Origin of the sequence: Nocardia neocaledoniensis, from assembly GCF_003182135.1 — a bacterium.
Taxonomy (GTDB): Bacteria; Actinomycetota; Actinomycetes; order Mycobacteriales; family Mycobacteriaceae; genus Nocardia; species Nocardia neocaledoniensis.
The window spans coordinates 399,297-418,143 of record NZ_QGTL01000003.1 but is presented as its reverse complement, the minus strand read 5'-3'; the positions used below and the strand labels follow the sequence as shown (position 1 = coordinate 418,143).

The 18,847-nt window shown below is 67.0% G+C and carries 12 protein-coding genes; 1 reads left to right on the top strand and 11 read right to left on the bottom strand.

Annotated elements, in window-relative coordinates; all coding sequences use genetic code 11:
• Positions 1–266: 266 nt before the first annotated feature.
• Positions 267–1,475 (top strand): esterase/lipase family protein, encoded by a 1,209-nt coding sequence (locus tag DFR69_RS10090; protein ID WP_110037204.1) that lies wholly within the window; start codon positions 267–269, stop codon positions 1,473–1,475.
• Positions 1,476–1,618: 143 nt separating this feature from the next.
• Here DFR69_RS10090 and DFR69_RS10085 read toward each other — a convergent pair whose 3' ends face one another.
• The 11 genes from DFR69_RS10085 to DFR69_RS10025 form a co-directional block, all read right to left on the bottom strand.
• Positions 1,619–2,365, bottom strand: a complete 747-nt coding sequence (locus DFR69_RS10085) for an ESX secretion-associated protein EspG (protein WP_110037543.1) — start codon at positions 2,363–2,365, stop codon at positions 1,619–1,621.
• 65 nt (positions 2,366–2,430) lie between these two features.
• A complete protein-coding gene (locus tag DFR69_RS10080) occupies positions 2,431–3,789 on the bottom strand; it encodes a hypothetical protein (protein WP_110037203.1) in 1,359 nt (452 codons plus the stop codon).
• Positions 3,789–4,163: a hypothetical protein gene (locus tag DFR69_RS10075; protein ID WP_110037202.1), complete on the bottom strand. Its 375-nt coding sequence runs from the start codon at positions 4,161–4,163 to the stop codon at positions 3,789–3,791. The genes DFR69_RS10080 and DFR69_RS10075 overlap by 1 nt, the downstream gene beginning before the upstream one ends.
• A gap of 19 nt (positions 4,164–4,182) precedes the next feature.
• Positions 4,183–4,740, bottom strand: coding sequence for a DUF3558 domain-containing protein (locus DFR69_RS10070; RefSeq protein ID WP_186817374.1), 558 nt, complete (start codon positions 4,738–4,740; stop codon positions 4,183–4,185).
• Between the two features lie 1,033 nt (positions 4,741–5,773).
• Entirely contained in the window at positions 5,774–6,880 is a 1,107-nt protein-coding gene (locus tag DFR69_RS33920) for a hypothetical protein (RefSeq protein WP_146229248.1), read from the bottom strand.
• A complete protein-coding gene (locus DFR69_RS10050) occupies positions 6,877–13,434 on the bottom strand; it encodes a toxin glutamine deamidase domain-containing protein (RefSeq protein WP_110037200.1) in 6,558 nt (2,185 codons plus the stop codon). The genes DFR69_RS33920 and DFR69_RS10050 overlap by 4 nt, the downstream gene beginning before the upstream one ends.
• On the bottom strand, positions 13,435–13,755 hold the full coding sequence (locus DFR69_RS10045; protein WP_110037199.1) for a WXG100 family type VII secretion target: 321 nt from the start codon (positions 13,753–13,755) through the stop codon (positions 13,435–13,437). It lies immediately after the preceding gene.
• Positions 13,752–14,258 carry a YbaB/EbfC family nucleoid-associated protein gene (locus DFR69_RS10040; protein WP_110037198.1) on the bottom strand — a complete coding sequence of 169 codons (507 nt, stop codon included), beginning with the start codon at positions 14,256–14,258 and terminating at the stop codon, positions 13,752–13,754. Before DFR69_RS10040 ends, DFR69_RS10045 begins: the two co-directional genes overlap by 4 nt.
• Before the next feature lie 89 nt (positions 14,259–14,347).
• Positions 14,348–15,697: a SagB family peptide dehydrogenase gene (locus tag DFR69_RS10035; protein ID WP_110037197.1), complete on the bottom strand. Its 1,350-nt coding sequence runs from the start codon at positions 15,695–15,697 to the stop codon at positions 14,348–14,350.
• Between the two features lie 39 nt (positions 15,698–15,736).
• Positions 15,737–16,714, bottom strand: a complete 978-nt coding sequence (locus DFR69_RS10030; RefSeq protein ID WP_167456215.1) for an ABC transporter substrate-binding protein — start codon at positions 16,712–16,714, stop codon at positions 15,737–15,739.
• A gap of 76 nt (positions 16,715–16,790) precedes the next feature.
• Positions 16,791–18,773 (bottom strand): M13 family metallopeptidase, encoded by a 1,983-nt coding sequence (locus DFR69_RS10025; RefSeq protein ID WP_167456214.1) that lies wholly within the window; start codon positions 18,771–18,773, stop codon positions 16,791–16,793.
• Between the last annotated feature and the right edge of the window lie 74 nt (positions 18,774–18,847).

Below are 18,847 nucleotides of genomic sequence, written 5' to 3'. Positions count from 1 at the left end.
CCTCGAACCGAGCTGACGGCCGACCTCTCGAATCGGTGGTGCTCCTTCACAGTGAATTCCGCAATTCGATGTTGCCGATAACTGTTCCGGGAATTCCGGCCGATGATTCGACCGTCGATATTCCTGTGTCCGGCCATGGGCCCTGGTCAGGACCTTGGTGAGGTCTACAAGACTGCGCGACAAGAGAATTCGCCGACGAATTTGCCGACTTATCGTCGGTGCGGCTCACGGGTCGATTCGTGACCGCAGGCGAAAGGCAGAATTGTATGACCATATCCCGTGGTCGCACACGATCGGTGTGTGCGGCGATACTCACGGGCGTCAGCGCACTCGCTGTCGCCCTCACCGGGGCGGGGGCGGCGGCTGGCCCGCAGGCCGCGCCCACCGAACAGGCGCTCGCCGACATCATCCGCGCGGGCCGCCAGGTCGCCTGGGGCACGGACGGCGGGCTCGGCGGCACCGGTTCGGCGTGCACCTCGGGCAGCGGCGCCGGCTCCGGCAACGGCTCGGGCGACTGCTACGGCGGCTCCGGCTCCAGCTCGGGCTCCTCCGGCGGCTACTCGTCCGACCCGGGCGCGCCCGGCCCCGCCTCGACCTCGTTCCTGGCGGCGTTCGGCTACGGCTTGCTCAACAACGACGCGGCGGCCCCCGGCACCAACGACTGGAACTGCAAGCCGACCGCCGAGCACCCCCGCCCGGTGGTGCTGCTGCACGGCACCTGGATGAACGCCTACAACGGCTACGCCTACATGGGTCAGCCGATCAAGGACGCGGGCTTCTGCACGTTCACCTTCAACTACGGCCGCTCCAACATGCTCGAGGGCGGCGGCCTCGGTTCGTTCATCCCCGGCGTCATGGGCACCGGCTACATCCAGGACTCGGCCAAGCAGACCGCGGCGTTCGTCGACCGCGTGCTCGCGGCGACCGGCGCCGAGGAAGTCGACATCATCGCCCACTCCCAGGGCGGCTCGATGGCCAACTGGTACACCAAGTACGAGGGTGGCGCGGCGAAGGTGAAGAACCTCATCACCTACGGCGCGACCCACCACGGCACCAGCCTCGACGGCATCGGTGCCCTCGGCCGCATGATCAACAACCTGGGCATCGACATACTCGGCCCCATCGAGATCTTCGTCGGCCACGCGGGCATCCAGCAGACCGTCGGCTCCGATTTCGTCAAGCAGCTCAACGCGAACGGCGACACCGTCCCCGGCGTCGACTACACCGTCGTCGCGACCAGATACGACGAGGTCACCAACCCCTACGAGCTGACCTTCCTCGACCAGGGCCCCGGCGCCACCGTCAACAACATCACCCTTCAGGACGGCTGCGAACAGGACGTCTCCGACCATCTGACGATGATGTACTCGCCGCGCGCCCTCTCCATCGCCCTGCGCGCCCTCGACCCCATCCAAAACCCCAACCTCACCTGCACCTTCAACCCGTGGGTGATCGGCGGAGGTGGATCGCTGTAATTCATCCGGGCGGGACGGTCGAAACCCCCGCCCCACCCGAACGAGGGGTAGCCGCCGTTGGCCGGCTACCCCTCTTCGGCGGCTCGTCGACTAACATTCCACGGCCGGTTCCGAATCTGATCCACAGGCCGGTTGGATGACCATCAGCGCGTCCGCGCCAACTGGTCGGTGAACATAGCGATGTGCTTGGCAAGCCGATGTGTCAGTTCGGCGGGTGGGCCAGGGATGACGGTGAAGTTGTCGGCGTCGTGATGCTGGATCAGATAGCGACCGTCGTCCGGGTAGTCCAGCCAGAGGAAGGCTTTGCCGTCGGAGGTCGGTCGGGAATCCACCTGGTAGCCGGGGTAGACGGTGATCTCGCCGGTGCCGATACGTGGACGGCGGAAGAATCGCTGCGTCTGCTCGACGGGGGACAGGCGGGTGGGATGCCGTGCATACGTGGCGGCGTCGAGATCGCTGCGGCGTCCTTGGAAGCGCGGTGTCGTTCCGCCTTGCGCGTGCGGGAGTCTCGTGACGATCTCAGCGGCGAGGTCGGCCAGCGGCACGACGCTCAAGGTGAGGTCGCCGCCTTGGTCGCGGGTGGGGCCAGGAGCCTGGACCGCCAATGCTGCATGGTCTTCGATGATCCCGGCGAACACGCGTACGACCTCGGTCTGACCGTGCCCGTGCAAGCCCTCGATCTCGACGCGTACCTGAGGTTCGAGCAGCGCACCGAACACCTTGTGCAGACCTTCGTCGTAAACCTGCCGCAGCCTGCGTCCGGCGGCTTGGCGCCGCTCGTTGTGGATCTCGATGGTTTCCGCGAACTCGGGCTGAAAGGTCAGCGGGTAGGGCAGCCGGTCCCTGCCGTGGGCTTCGAGTCCGATGGCGAACGTGTGCGGGTCGAGCACCCAGCGGCCGACGGGTACTTGCCCGCGCCGCGCCGTTTCGCCGTCCGACAGCGCTTGGCGCCAGTTCACGCGCCGATCACCCCGCCCGGCGGAAGTGTCGGCGGCAGCTGCCCGATGAGTTCGCTCTCCCGGTCCTGGACGAGGTAATCGGGAGTGGTGTGCTCGTTCTCGTCGTCCTTGCCGTTGGCGCCACGCCCGCCGCCCATCATGCCGGGCATGCCGCTTATGCCACGCGCACCCGTGGCACCCCCCACCGCCGCGCGGGCGCCCGACCCGGCCGGGTTCGCACCGACCGGTGAACCCGACACGCTGCGACCGGCACCGGGCGCGGTCGGACCCCCGGCGATCCCGCCGCCGGGCGAGCCGGAGCCAGGGGAGCCACCACCGGTTCCGGCCGGCTTGTCACCCGTCGGCTGGCCGGTCCCGGTGGGCGTCGTGGCCGCCGGGTTGGTCGCCGTCGGATCAGTGCTGCTGGGTTCGGTCGAGTCGTCGTCGGAGCTGTCGTCCTGATCGTCGGCGGAATCCGTGGTCTGCGGCGTCGACTCGGTCGGATCCTCATCGGTGGCAGCGGGATTCGTCGTTCCGGGCGTGCCGCCATTGCCGTTGCCGCCGTTGTTGTTCCCATTGCCGCCGCCGTCGTTGTCGCGGCCACCGGTGCCGTCGTCATCGGTGGCGCCGAGAGTGTTCACCGGCTGTGGCAGAACCGGAGTCCGACTGTCGACGGTGATCGAACCGGGCTGGTACGTGCCGATCATGAAGAGCCGGGCGTCTTCCTGCGCCTCGGTGACGCGATGCTTCTGCGCCTTGACGACACCGTTGCCGGGAATGTGGCTGATCATTTCATCGATCCACTCGACCTTCTCCGGTTTCGGAATCGCGATCTTCGCCTGTCCGAGAAGCCCTTCCATATGGTCGATACCATTCGCGACCATCTGGAAAGCGGTGGGCAGCTTGGTCGCGTCGGTCGCGTAGCTCTTGATCGCGTCGATCGCCGCGTTTCCCGATTGCCCCGACCACTTCTCCGACAGCACCCGCTCGAAACTCGTACGGTAGTTGGTCACCGCGGTCTCGGTTCCCGTCGTCAGCCGCCGCCAGCCGTCAGCCCCGGCATTCACCGCGGCGGCATCGACGCCGGAGGCACCGTCCGGACCGTTCAGCGCTTCCCAGATCTGCTGGTGGGTCCAGGTACTGAACGGTTCCGGGGTGACCTTCGGCCCGTCCATCGCCAGACCGGCATTGGCGGCCAGCCGCGACCATTCGTCGGTGATGATGGTCCGGTCACCCTCCCAAGTCTCCCGGCCCTCCTGGTCCTGCCTGTCGAACGCGTCGGCTCGGTCGTCGTTGTCCATGATCTTGAAGATGCCGAGAGTGCCCACGTGGCCCAGGAATTCGCCGAACGTCCCCATGCCATCCCAGAATCCCATCAGATCCCCGCCTCTGTGGTGCCGAGGGCGCCGGCGGTCTGCTGGTCGACTGCTTGCAGTTTGCCGATGGCGGCCAGGAAGGTGTCGCGTTGATCACGGGCGATGGCGATGTGCGCTTCGAGTCGTTTGACTGCGGACTCGTCGCCGACAGCTTTGGCCTGGAGTTTGTTCTGAAGAGCGATAGCCGAGGGCAGTCCACCCCAACCGGTGAGGCGGTCGAGCTTGCTCGCGACGAGCTTCTGCGCTTCGAGTTCCATCACGTATTGGTTCGCGACGTCGGCTATGGCCTGACCGAGGTCCTCTTCGATCCTGAACTCGCCATTGATGGCCTGCTGCTTCATGGTGCGCCAGTATGCGGCGTGATCCTGCGTCATCTTGTTCCCTCCCCCGTTGCTACTGCGGCAGATTCGGCTCGAGCGCAACCGCGTACTTCTCGGCCATCTCGCAGAGATCACCACCTCGCGGCCCCTCAGTGCTCAGCCAGGCTGCGGTGACTTCGAACATGCCCTGCTTGGCTTCGAACGATACGTAGCAGATGTCCGGCGTGCTGTTTTCTTTCGAGATGAGTCCGCGGCGGGAATTGACGGTTGTCTCCCGGATGACGGTGACCCCCTCTTTCTTGCGCGCTTCGTCGACAGTGTGGCTCGTCGAGCCGACACCGATCATGCGGCGGCCCGAACCGTATCGCTCATCGGTCGGCGCCCAGTCGCAGATCCGCCACGTGGACGCGCCGGACGGTGGATCGGTAGTGACCAGTTTCGTCGCCGGATCGAGCCCCGCACTCCGCAACGCCTCGTCAGACAACGCCCCCCGACACGGATTGAAGATGTCGCCGGCTGCCTTGGACGCCGTGGGACTGCCCACGCCCTCGGTCGTTTCCCCACACCCGACCAGCGCCGCCATCGAAACGACACCACACACCACAGCCCGCATCACCATCACGCTTCGCACAGCACTCCTACCCGGTCGCCACGGCAGCCACCCGCCACCACCAAACTTAGACGCACCCCACCCCCGATCGGTTCCCCAGACCTCGGAGGTGTCCCACGTCAAGTAGTTGGCAGGATTTCGGTCTCGGGAAATTTGGGGATCCGGCGGGTCGACCAGGCCTCGCGGTGGACCTCGCCCGGCTGGTTCCAGGCGGACGTGCCGCAGTTCGGGGTGTGCGGTAATGAACGCCTCGAACCGGAACGACCGGAACGGGCCGCCGTTGTCGGTCACGATCGTCACCAGGGGCACCAGGGTGCCCCTGGCGTCACGGTCGGCCGTCGCGCACAGCGGGTGTCCCAACGTCTGCTCGTAGTCAGCCAGGGCGAGCTCGATCGCGGTGATCGCGTCGTGCTGGTTCGCCGTCGGCGACGCATGCCAGGGATACTCATAATTCGACTAGTAGTCCCGGCATCCGGCGATCCACGCCCCGCCGGTCATGGTCTCGAACTCGCTGAAATCCAACTGCCACACCTGATCGGGCCGTTCGGCTCGTCAGCGAATGCGGCCTTGCGGCGGGTGGCGAGCTGGGCGGCGCTCCACGCTGATACGCCGCCGGCAGCAACAAGCCCTCGTCGCGAAGGCTCCGCGACACCGTGGCCTGCGACACTCGGTGCCCGTCGTAGCGGTACATCGCCCACGCCTTGCGGTGTCCCCACGCCGGATAAGCCAACGCGTGCCGGGCCACGCCCTCGCGGGCCTTCTCGCGTACCTGCCGAGGCCGCGGTCCGATTTGTCGAGTCCCACTCGGGCGCGGGCCTTCGTACGGCGCCAGGTCCATTCGGGCACCACCGCACAGAACCTCGTGGTCGCCCGTGCCCGCCTCGACGCGGATCATCTCGGGGTCCTCGAAGGGCCCAGCCGGCCCTGCGCGGTCTTCTTCCACACCCGCGCCACAGATACGCCTCTCCCAACGCCCGCGTCAGGTCCGCGATCTCGGCTTCGAGCTGCCGCCCGGCGTCGCCCAATCCGAAGATCTTGTCCGATTCAGGGCCGGTCAGGTGGGGGAGTGGTACTCGACCACCAGGTCGTCGACCCGAACTCCCTGCCGGGCGAGGCTGTCCACGACCTGCTCGGTGAATCGCCGTGCCGGGCGGTAGTGGCTGCTGTGGTCGCTGATCAGGCGAACCTGGCCGTATCGTGCTTCGATCTCGCCCGCGCCCGCGGCCGGCTCGCCCGCGAGGAAGCTCGAATGGTGAAACTCGCCCAGCACATGGTTCGGTGATGAGTAGAGGACTCCGTTGCTGTCCATCACGAAAATCGCTCGCCCGCCTGCTGGAGACCAAAGGGTGCGCGCATTACTGGTATCGAGCAGTTGTCCTCGAGCATCGATGAGCAATCCGTTGTAGGCCGTAAGACGGTACCTTTCCCGCTCTTCGGGGGTCAGATATGCGACTTGCGTGCCACCCCAGACGGAATTACCAGGTAGGTGCTCGCCTCGGAAATTATCATGAATCGGTGTCGTTGCATACTTATCGGAAAATGGTTCCAGATCATCGGCGGTCAGGCGGGTGACGGTTGCGGGGTCGATGCGCGTCACGGACAGTAGTTCAGTGATTGCAGCGTGTGGATCGGGGTCGTGCGTCGCATCGACAAGCACGATATCGTCGCTATCACTCCAAAAGGGCGTGAACATTCCGACCACTCTGCCAGATGCCATCTTCAGTGGGATGAAGGTCCCATATTCGGTTCCCGAATAGAACGCACGGGATATCCTGCCCTGGATATCCCCCACACTCGCTGAGATGCGTGCGATCGGTGCCGCATTCTCGAAAATCGACACGCTGTCCTTGGGCATTCGGAGATATGGCAACGTCGGCCAAGGGCGCATTTCGTCCATACGCGCGACCACGCGGCCCAAGAATTCTCGCAGTTCTGCTTCCGGATGTGGCAACTGTATGAGTGTCGGGATAGGTTCCCGGGTCGCGATACCCTCGACCAGGGCGCCGTACTCGTCTTCCGGCACGAGCGTGGCAAGTGGCTGTGTCACGAGGGTGTGCGCGATCCTGTCGACGACACGGTCGTCGAGAGCGCGCTCGAACTGGATCGAGTACAGGATCGTATTCACGACAGGACGCCAGTAACTCACATTGTTGCCCTTCATTGCGGTGGTGCCTCGAACCTGACTTGCCCGGGTGTGATCGGGATACCCATGCTCCGGAGCTGATTGATGGCTTGCATCGTGTGTCCACGAGCAGGTCGATAGTGTCCGCTCGAATCTGTCAACAGTTGGAGTACTCCGTCGATGACAATGAGTTCTCCCGCTGCGGCGACATTTCCACCGGACAGAAAGCTGGAGTGGTGAAACATTCCGCGTTCATGATACGTCGAGGCGTAGAGATTGCCTTGCTCGTCCATGACGAACACCGCACGCCCCTCCCCTCTCGCCGTAGTGCCGGATCTGGTGTCGAACCGGACACCACCGGCGGTCCAGAGCTCTCCATCGATAACGAAGAGTCTGTAACTTTGGCGCGCACTTTCGTCGAGATATTCGACGCACAGCGGGTATTCCCAAACGGGGTTGACCTCTTCATGCTCACCACGATATGCGGGGCTCATTTCCTGAGTGGCGTAGGGCGGGCCGGTATTGTATGGCAGATCCGTGAAGTCCTGCGGTTGATGCGGCTGCTGCAAACCGCGCGTATCAGATGATGGCGGCAGAACTGCCGGTGGCCGCCGATCGGGCCCGAGTGCTGCGCGTTGAATCGGCTGAGCGGCCGGCTGTTGCCCGCGCTGAACCGTGGGTTGTGCCGGTACGTTTCGCGGCTGAGTTCCGAAGAGCCTGCGGACCATGCGTCGGAGGAAACCGCCCGACTGTTGTGTCGTACGGCGCGCAGGCGCCGGACTGATGTCGCGTGGCAGAGCAGACCGCGGCATCAGGGGCGGCAGGGACTCCGGTGCACGGAAGTCACGCGGATCGTGCGGGCGCTGACCATCCAGCTGCGGTGGTGGATTGGATTCGGGTGCGCGGAAGTCGCGGTGGGGTGGAATTGGGAGCTGTCCACGGTTGTCAGGGTCAGCGGGCAGAGCCTGGTGTCGGGTCGGCAGCGAGGTCGCGTGGGGTGGTGTGGGTTCGGTGTGGTGGGACGGGTTTGCGAGCCAGGGCGGTGGCGGCGGGGTGAACGTGGCGCGATCCACCGCGGCACCTAGTCGATGCAGATCCACGACAGACATCTGGTCGCTGTTCGGGTCCAACCCGAGTTGCTCGCGGAGTTGGGCCGTCAGCGGAGGCAGTTCGGCGTTCGGATGTGTTGCGCCAGGCCGGCCCCAGTCGTCGACCCGCATGTGCATTTCCGCGGCGGACGGATCCGTCAGCGGGACGAGATCGACCATCACCCAATCGCCGTTGGGTAGCTGGAAGCCGCTGTTGAAATGTAGGTCGGTGGCGAGCTGGGCGCGTTGGAGCAGGGCAGTGACAGCGGCGGGGTCGAGGTTGGGCGCGCCGGTGAGGTGGAGGCCGATGCGCAGTACGGATACCGGAACGCCGAGGGCCGTGGTGTGTCGCTGCCAAGTGAAGCGGCGGCGGCCGCTGGGATCGGTGACCAGCTGCGTGCCTCCGTCCGGCCGCTGACTGCGGAGGCTGTCGCGAGCATCGCGTGAGCGGTTCGCGTTGTGGAGTTGCTGGGGCGTCGGTGGCGGAGAGTGCGGGCCGACCTGCGCTGCGGTGATGCCCGTCGAGCTGGGAATCGAGCCCGGGGTGTTCGCTGGGGCATCTGTCGGCGTCGGTTGCGGAACTGTGCCACCTGGGTTTCCACCGGCGGCGACCACGCTGTGACCGGAGGATGCGCTTTCGCTCGAGCTGCGGTCGAATTCGCCGGCTTGCGGTGGCACCCAGCGTTCGCCGCCGGACTGCCGCGGCGAATCTAAGCCTGGACGCTGCCCGACTTCATCCAGGTTCCGTCCTGCTTGTGGCGGCTCATCGCCTTGCCCGCGGTGAGGATCGCCAGCTGGTCCGTCCTCCCGTCCGCCACGGTCACCGTGTAGTCCGACTTGCGGATCGTCAGCTCGCGATTCAGTCGGCCCGGGTTGCCGAACTGGTATGTCACGTCCTGTTCGGTCTCCGTCTTGAGCCGGAACAGCAGATTGATCGCCATGTCTAGTCTTCCACTCCTCGATGTTCTCCCCGGTCCGCGGTGGGATATTCGATTCCCAGTTGAAATGCGTGTTGGCGTGGTCGTGTGCCTCGCGGTACGACGCGCCTGGGTGTGCCGCGTAGTAGGCGGCCTCGGCCAGTTCGTGTTCGAGGAGGACCATGTCCTCGGGTCGTGCGGTGCCATTCGACAGCCGCATCCACGCTTCCGCGATGTCCGCGCTCGCATCGTATCGCCGCATCTCGACACCGACGGTGTTGCCGTCGTCGTCATAGACCGCGAGCGGGTGTTCGCTGCGGAACAGGTGGTTCTTCACCTGTGCGATCTCGTCGCGGGAGTAGCCACGGGTCCCGTCCGGCCGGGCGGTGTCGGCCAGGTTCTCGGCCATAGCGTCGACGTCGTTGTCGGTTGCCCGGACCTGCTCGTAGACGGTTTCCGCCCAGGCGTCCTGGGCCGGAGTGTCGAAGATGTCGCGTGGACGGATCGCACCACCGGATTGGTCGATGGCGCTCGGCGAAGGCGACATCGGCTCCGGCGCGGACTCGGTCGCTGTGGTGTCGTCGTGGTCGGCTATTGCTCGATCGTGCCCTCCGCCGGCCATGTCCCCGTGCTGCGGCTCTGGGCGTAAGCCCATGACGTCGCTACTCCCGATACTCGGTCCGTCGGCCGGTGTCGGATCGGGTTCTTGGTGATCTCGACGTCCTGGGTGATCCCCGGGCTGTCCGGATTCGCCAGGAACGTCAGGTGCACTCGATAGATGATCGTATTCGGGTCCTCGAAGACGCGGGTCAGGTGAATCCGGCGTTGTTTCGGATATACCTGATAGCCCTGAGGCGGGAGGCCTGCTTCGGTCGTCTGGTCGAACTCCTTGCCGATCGCCTCCAATCCCATGCTCGAGTGGGCCGTGATCACTCCCGTGTGCTTGTTGACCACGTAACTCCCCATGCCCAGATTCGTCGGTGGGCCTGTCCGTGGTCGAGTCTCCTGCGGGCGCATCTCGCGACATATCCAGCCGTGGTTGCTCTCCAGGATGCTGAACGCCGTGCTCGGGCCGAATACTCGGGCCAGCAACTGTCGGGCTTGCTCCCGGGTAGGTACTGGTTCCGCCATTGAGCGGACCTCCATTCGCGTCGATCGGAATGCACCACATCGCCGCGGCTTCAGCGGTCAGCGATGCTGGGGGCGTGTCAGATGTTTCACCAGATTGAGGATCCCACCACACCGGTCCCGATGCTCCGGGTGGGAAGACGACGACGGTGGCGTGGCCTTCTTCGATGACAGGGGTTCCGTCCGCGTGGTAACGGCGGACGCCGTTGGCGTCTCGCGCGTGCCAGCCGGTGGCGACCAGAGCTGCTGAGCCAGGTCCCAGGTTCGCGACGTGGTCATGCAGAGCCTGATACTCCGCATCGACTGACATCCCGGAATAGCCCACCCAGTCGCTGCCGATCCAGGCAGCCGCGCGCTCGTTGCCGTCCTGCTCACCGCTTCGGGAGTCGGGAGTGCCGTCCTGGTTGTGGTCGGGCCAACGAGGAGCGGCGATCCGGGGTATGCCGAAGAACGAGGACAGGGCCGATAGTGAGCAGTCGAGGCAGTTGTTTCCGCGACCGGGTTGTCCACGCCCACCGTCGTTGATGGCCTGGCCATAGGGGTGGGTGCGCGGGTCCGCGCCGGTGACGAACGAATTTCCTTCGCGTAGAAGGTCTTCGACATGCGCCTGGTAGGTAGGGCTTTCAATGTCGTCGAGATGATTGTGGTCGATGACCCTGGAATCGGCCGGGTCCGCGAAGCGGGTCGGGGTGTTCGCGCGGGCGATGTCATTGCTGATCTCGCGGAGATCGTCAGGATTGAGAGTGGTGTTGGGTTCGGCCGGGAACAGTCCGAGGTGTTCGCGTAGGACATTGCTCTGCCGAATGGAATGCTCGTTGGGGTTCAGCGTGAGATCGGCGTTGTCCGGGTCGGTGGTGAATTCGAGATCGACCAGGAACAGGTCCCCGCTCAGTAGCTTCGAACCGTCGTTGAAGGTCGCGTCGACCGTCGCCTGGATGCGCTCCATAGCCTGGCTCAGCTCAGCCGGTGACATCAAGTGGGCGTTGGGAATATGGGCGCGGACGGTCGCTGCGGCGACCCATTGATTGCCGCCCAGGTGAAAACGCCGAATCCGGTAGGCGGGTGGACGCTGCAGGAACGGGCTTCGGTTGGCGTCGACCGCGGTGGTGCGGCCGTCTTGGGACGGCAGGTTGCGCAGGGATTCGCGGAGTGCGCGGGCCTGGTTGTGGGGTGGCGGGTTTGTGGGGTTGTGCGTGATGGGACCGGTCGTGGGTGTGGGGTTGGGACCGAACGGCTGGTTGGGGTTCGAGGATTGTGGCGGTGTGGGGCTGGTGCCGAGATCCTGCTGGCTGGTCGGCGTTGATGTCGGGGTGCTGGAGATGGCCGTGGTCGACCTGGGTGACGACGGCACCGAGGGGATAGGTGAGCTGGGCGACGCGTGGGGTGTGGCGGTCGGGCTCGGGGTGGTCGGTGGGGCCGGCGTGGAAGCCGGCGTGGTGGTGGGTGGTGTCGTTGGAGTGGTTGCGGGCGCGGGAGTTCCGGTGTGCGATACCGGCGTCGTGGTGGTGGTGGCAGCAGCGGTCGACGTGTCGGGGGAAGTCGGCCTGGTGGCGTCTGCGGGCGCGGTTTGGGTGATCGCTGGGTTCGACGGAGTTGTGGTGGGGCTGATGCCGGGCGTGGTTGCGGCGGGGGTTGATGTGGCCGCTTGGGTGTCCGGTGTCGTGGTGACGGGTGGCGTGGCTGAGGTCGGAGCCTGTTGCGCGGGAGGGGTATTCGCCGGATCAGGGTCGGCCGCTGTGGTCTGTGCGGGCAGGTCCAGTGGGGTGTTGGTGGGTGACGGTCTGGTGTCACCCGGGGTGGGCGTATCGGGTGTTGTGCCGTTTGTCGGGTCGGACAGCTGCGTGGTGTCGCCGGTGGAGGGAGCGGAGTTGGTGGGGATGGTGTCGCCGGTGGGCGGAGTGCTGTTGGTCGGGGTGGTGTCGACAGGCGATGGTGTGACGGGTGTGGTCGGGCTTGGCGAGGGGGTATCTGCGGGAGCCGGGTTTTGGGTCGGCCCGCTGTTTTCCGGGCTGGATGGCGTGGAATCCCCGGTGTCGGGGTTGCCGTTCGGGCTGGATTGGGTGGCGTCGCCGGTGTTCGGGGTAGTCGGTGACCCGTGGGTGTCCGGGTTCGGCGTCGGTGAGGTGTTCCCGGCATCCGGGGCGCTGTCGCTCGGTGCGCTGGCAGGTGCGGATTCGGTTGGCGAGGGAGTTCCGTTCGCGCCGTTGTCATTCGGGCTCGCGGTGGCGGGATCTCCTGGCGCGGTGTTCTGCGGCGCCGTTGCTCCGTCGGTGGGCGAACCAGGGTCGCCCGTTGACGCGGGGTTGGTCGGTTCGTCGTTGTTCGGGGCCGCGGGGGTGTCGGGGGTGCCGTTGTCGGTTCCGGTCGGCGGCTGGTCGCCGGACGGTGCGTCGGTCGATGCGGGTGTGGTGGGGGCATCGGGAGACTCGCTGCCCGGCGCGGGGGAGTCGGTCGCCGGCGCAGTGGCGGCGGGGGTCGTGGCACCCGGCACCTCGGTGCCGAGTTCGGGCACGGTGGGCGCCTGCGCGGGTGACGATCCACCGGACTCGACCGCGGACTGCACACCGCCCGCACCCGCGCTGGTGAACGTATCGACCCCGATGTCGAGGTTGAACTCCTGACCGAGGAACGCGGCACCGACACCGGCGGCGGCGACCTGGGCGGAGACGTCGGCGCCGAGTTCGGTGACGGCGCCGCCGGCGACCTTGCCGGCGACCTTGCCGACGGTCGAACCTGCGGTGTCCGCCAATGCTCCTGTGCCGCCGCCCAATACCCCACCGACCGCGCCACCGACGGCACCGCCGAAGGTGGCGAGGCCGAGGTCGGTCCAGCCGAACTTGTCGGTGGTCCGGTCGCCGTTGGACACCTGGATCATGCGGGCGGCCAGGTCGACGCCGCCTTCTTCGAGTGCTTCGAAAGCGGCGCCGCGCAAGGCGAGCCGGGCGGCGGCTTTGGCCGCGCCACGGGAGAGCATGCGGGCGATGAGCTGTTTGATCGCGATCCGGATGGCGATCTGCCCGGCGACCCGGGCGGCGACTCCGGCGACGGCACCGACGCCCGTCCATGACGTGGCGAGCGCGACGGCCAGCTCGGCGGCGGTCACGATCATCGTGCCGATGATCACCAGCTTGGTGTGCTCGATGTCGTTGGCGCCATCGTCGAGCAGTTCGGCTTGGGTCCGGCACCACGTCCGCACGGCGGTGACGGTGGCCTGATCTCCCGCGAGGAACCTGTCGCGGAAAGTCGCGATGGCGGTGTGGGTCTCGCCTTCGGAGATCGCGGTGAGGGCGGCGTTCAGCGCCACGGCCGCGTCATCGTCCACGGTGTCGAGGGTGTTCGCCATCGCCGTCCAGCCGTCGGCGACGCGGCGCATGGCGGTTTCGTCGCCGTCGGGCCAGTCGCCGGCGCCGAGCAGGTATTGCGCGACCCATTGCAGTTCGCCGGGGATCTCGATACCCATCTACAGGGCGCCCTCGACCTGCGCGATCTGTCCGGCATGGCCGGTGTCCTGGGTTTGCAGCGCGTTGGCGACCGTGACCATGTTCTCGCCGAGCTGGGTCATGGTCGTGGCCAGTCCGGTGACGGCCTTCTGTCCTGGCTCCACGCCGGGTGTGTAGTTCTTGGCGAAGGCGGCGCCGATCTCGTCGCCGCCCCAGCATTCGCCTTCGGCCGCGATCACCGCTGCCAACTGCTGGGCCGCGGTCGTGATGGTGGACGCCACTGCCGCGAACGCGGGCTGGGTGTTGCGCAGTCCGTCCGGGTCGACCTTGACAGAGGTCATCGCAGATAGCTCCGGTTGCGGAAGTAGTCGCCCTCTTCGTCGTCGGAATCGTCGACCAGGCCGCGCGGCGCCTCGGCGACCGGTTCCGGGGGCGGCGGTGGGGGCGGGGTGAGTTGGGCGATCAGGTCCTTCATGCTCGGTACGCCGGGGATCAGGTCGGGGAGGTCGGGCAGGTCAGCCGTGAGTGGGGCGAGGGCCTCGTGCTGAGCGAGAGCGGCTCGCGTCGACATCTCCGTGATCGCGGCGGTGATGGAGCGGCCGAGGGATTCGGGGGTGGATCGTTTGAAGGCATCCGGCTCGATGTGGACCTCGGCGACGCCAGCGACCGTGCCGGAGACGCGCACCAGACCGTCGGCCGACCACACCGTGACGGGCTCGGTCGCACGGGCCTGCGCGTCGACCAGCGCCGATTTCTCGGCGGCGAACGACTCCAGCATTCCGTCGATCTGTGCGCGCAACGCGTCGTTGGCCGCCCGGCTCGGCGCCGACCAGTCCTCGGTCATGAGTCCTCGATCCGATAGGGAGCACGTCAAAGGTATTGGACGCGCGAAACCCCTCGGCGGTTGCGTCGATGTGACGGGTTTCTCATCCGTCAGGCGGGGCGCGACCCCACGATGACGCTGCCGACGTTGCATTCCTCCAGCTCGTCGATGCCGGTGGCGGCGGCGAAGGCGGAGGTGTCGCTGAAGCCCTGGGCGACGACGCCGAGGCGCATGGCGGTCGCGGCCAGGTAGACGGTCTGCATGAACACGCCGACGTGCTTGAGGATGTTGGCGTAGGCGACCTGCTCGTAGCTCCACATGACCCGGCCCGCGCGGGCCGAGACCAGCAGCAGGACCTGCGGTTCCGCGCCACCGGCCAGCGTCGCCGAGGTGGACTTCAGCAGCTTCAGCACGGCGGGGGAGTCGGCGGCTGCGACCGGACGCAGGGCGTGCTCGGTCGAATCGTAGTGGTACATCCCGTTTTCCAGCCCGGGCACATCGCGCAGGACCGGGTAGACCTCGAGCTCGTAGGCGCCGCCGCCGGACGGGTACGGGCGCGAGCCGTCCTCGCGGGTGCGGGCGCTGCGGAACAGCAATTCGCCCAGCTGGTCCGCGGTGATGGGGGCCGCGTCGTCGAACGCGCGGGTCGAGACGCGATCCTCGAGCGCGGCGGTGAGCGTGGGATCGGCGGCGCGCAGCTCGGCCAGTTCCGGGCGGGCCAGCGCGATCGGGTCGGCGGCGAACGGCGCTCGGCGGGCGGGCAATTCGGGGAACCGGCCCTCGGCCCAGCGGGTCGGGCCGAAGTCGTCCCAGGTCACCGTGCGGGCGCCGAGGGTGCTGCGGCGATGGAACCACAGGTCCGCGGGGTTCCAGGAGCGGGTGGCGAACTCGTGCTCCTCCTCGTCACCGTCGACCAGGAAACCGCACCACTGCAGATCGGACATGAACTGCGACTTCACCGCCGCAGGCACCGGCGAATCGGCCGCCATCGGGCCGTCGAGCAGCGCGAGCAGCCGCGGATCGTGGACACGCAGATCGCACCACGCCCGCGGATGCTCGAGCACGAAACCCTGGGAATCACGGTGCAGCACCGCGAACTTCGACAGCGTCGCCGACCAGGACGGCAGTGGCACCTCGGGACGCGGCGCGGGCTCGGCGAAGGGACGGATGCTGTAGAGGTCGCGTCCGCCGTCGCGCACGGTCACCGCCAGCCAGCCGCCGTCGGTGAGCTTGCGCATGAGGCCGGTGATGTCGTCACCGGCCGCCGCGGTCGCCATCTCGGCGGCCGTCGCCGGGCCCTGGTTGAGGGTCTTGAGCGCCTGCAGCGCGCCCGCGCCCAGCCCGGTCAGTTTCACGTTGCGCGGCGGATTCAGCAGCACCGCGCCGGCGGGCGTGGTGAGGCAGGTGACCCCGGCGCGCAGCGCGAATCGGGTCTGGGCGGGGTACGCGGAGGCGAGCACAGCGAGTTCCTTGCGGGTCGAACGTGGTTGAGGACGAGTCTATTTCGCCGCCGCGGCGAACGCGGGCGCCAGCTTGTCGAGGATGTAGGGCACCGACAGCGCCGAGGGCTGGTTGACCGCGCTGATCTCCTGGGTGGTCAGGAACACCGCCGAGCCCTTGCGCACCGACGGCAGGTCGCCGTAGCCGGGCAGCTGCCGGTACTTCTCGTCCAGCCCGGGCGAGTACCCGGCCAGCAGCAGGTCGGCGGTCAGTTCGTCGACGCGCTCCGGCGAGAGCGCCAGGCGGCCCTGGTTGGCGGGCAGCGCGGTCAGGTTCGCCGGAATGGTCATGCCCAGCTGGCCGAACACCTTGGCCGAGCCGTCGTTGGGGTCGGTCAGCACCATCAGCTGCGAGGGACTGGCCAGCCAGGTGCTGGCGAAGGTCTTGCCCTTCAGGCCGGGGTTGGCGGTGGTGATCTCGGCGATCTTGTCGTCGACCTTCTTGATCACCGCGCTCGCGTCGCCCTCCTTGTCGAGCACCTTGCCCAGCGCGGTCACCTGCTCCTGCCACGGCGTGACGGCGTCCTTGGTCAGCGCGGGCAGGGTCGGCGCGATCTTGGACAGATCGTCATAGGTCTTCTGGTCGGCGATGAACGGATCGGCCAGGATCAGGTCCGGCTCCAGCGCGGCGACCTGCTCGGCGATGCTGCCGGTGGTGTTGAGCGCGGTGGCCGACTTCAGGCTCTCCGGCTGCCACGGCGGGGTGCTCTTGGACACCGCCGACACATTGTCGATGTAGCCGACCGGCACGACGCCGAGCGCCAGCGAGGAGTCCAGCCACTGGTTGCCGAGCGCTACGACCTTCTTCGGCGTGCCGTTGACCGTGGTCTCGCCGCGGGCGTGGGTGATGGTCACCGGCTCGCCCGAGCCCGCGGAGTCGTCAGTGGAACCGCAGGCCGCGACGCCGAAGGCGAGCACGCCGGCGAGCGCGGCCACCGCCGCGCGCCGCCAGCCGCGCGTAGTCCGAACAGACGTCATCGTGATCCTCCTGAGCTGAATCCAGCGTAAGTCAGCCTAGGCTAACCTACGTGGTAATTCGGGGAGAATCGATGCCCTAGAGCGAGACCCGCTGATCCTGCGGCAGGAAGAGCTTGTCGCTCTCCTTCACCTCGAAGGTCGAGTAGAACTCGGCGATGTTGCGGACCACCTGGTTGCACCGGAACTCGTTGGGGGAGTGCGTGTCCTGCAGACCCTGCAGGGTGGCCTCCTCGGTCTGCTTGTCGCGCCACTGCCGGGCCCAGGAGAAGAACATGGTCCGGTAATCGGGCTGCTCACCCGTGCGCTCGGCGACCTTCCGATAGGCAGCCAGCGCGATCTGCAGACCGCGCAGATCGGCCAGGTTCTCGCCGACGGTGAGCTGCCCGTTCACGTGCTGCCCCTCGGGCGCGCCCTCCGGGACCAGCACGTCGTACTGCTCGACGATCTGCTGGGTCTTGGCGTCGAAGGCCGCGCGGTCCTCGGGGGTCCACCAGTCGCGGCGGTTGCCGTCACCGTCGTACTTGGAGCCCTGGTCGTCGAAGCCGTGCCCGATCTCGTGGCCGATCGTCGAGCCCACCGCGCCGTAGTTGACCGCGTCCTGGGCGTCCTTGTCGAAGAACGGCGGCTGCAGGTAGGCGGCGGGGAAGACGATCTGATTGGTGGTGGGGCTGTAGTAGGCGTTCACCGTCTGCGGCGACATGCTCCATTCCGACTTGTCCACCTCGGTGCCGAGCCGGGCGAAGGCGCGCTTGGACTCGAAAGCGTTGATGGCGAGCAGGGATTCGATCAACCGGCCGCGCGTGACCTTCACCGACGAGTAGTCGACCCACTTGTCGGGGTAACCGATCTGGGCGACGATCTTGTCCAGTTTGGCGATCGAGGCCTCGCGGGTGGGCTGCGACATCCAGCTGGAGTTGGTGAAGTTGTCGCGGTACGCGGCGCGCAGGTCGTCGACCATCTCGAGCGCGCGTTCCTTGGCTGCGGGCGGGAAGTGCTTGTCCACGTACAGCTTTCCCAGCGGTTCGCCGAGATTGTCGTCGACGACGCCCACCGCCGAGCGCCACATCTCCGGCTTCTCCTCCAGGCCGCTGAGCACCCGGCCGACGAACTCGAAGCGCGCGTCGGCGATGGCCTTCGGCAGGAAGCGGGCGTAGGTGTTGGCGATCTGCAGCTTGAGGTAGTCGCGCCACTGGGCGATGTCGACCTCGCTCCACAGCTGGGCCGCCGCGGTGACGAACGAGGGCTGGCCGACGACCATCTTGTCGAACAGCGACTTGGGCCGGTCGGTCATCCCGGCCAGCCACGGGTCCCAGTCGAACTGCGGGCCGAGCGCGGTGAGCTCCTGCCAGCTCATCAGGTTGTAGGTGGCGTCGGTGTTGCGGGTGCGCACGCTGTCCCAGTGCCCGGCCGCGATCCGCTTCTCCAGGTCGACGGTGCGCTGGGCGATGCCGGCGGGGTCGGGCAGGTTCAGGCCCTTGGCCAGTTGCTCGAGATAGGTCTGATAGCCGGCCAGCTGCGCGGCGAACTCGGGCTTGCGGTAGTACTGCTCGCCGAGGGTGAGCCCGGACTGGCCGACGCTGGGGATATAGGCCTTGGAGTTCTTGCGGTCGATGCCGATGCCCATCCCGATCAGCCCGGCGATCGGCGCCTCGGCCATCACCTTGGCCAGCTCCGGCTTGCCCGCGGCCTTGTCGATCGCGGTGAACAGCCCGTCCAGCGGGGTGATCCCGAGCCGCTCGATCTCGTCGAGATCCAGCCGCGCGTCGTAGAGATCCTTGATCTGCTGGGCCTCCGACCCCGGTTCGGGATCGGAGATGCCCTCGATGATGGCGCGCAGCTGTTCCAGGGTGCGGTCGTTGGCGTCGGTGATCGCGCCGACCGAGGCCTTGTCCGGCGGCAGCTGGTAGTCGCGCAGCCAGGCGCCGTTGACGTGGCGGTACAGATCGTCCTGGGGACGGATCGCGGGGTCGCCACCGCTCAGATCGACGCCGGTGAGCCGCACTTCGGGGTTGTCGGAGGAACAGGAGGCCAGCGCGGCCGCGACCGGCACCAATCCCATGGCGACCAGAAAAGCGCGACGATCCAAGACCGACGGACGACCGGACGATGTCACTAGGTTCCTTCCCCGATGCG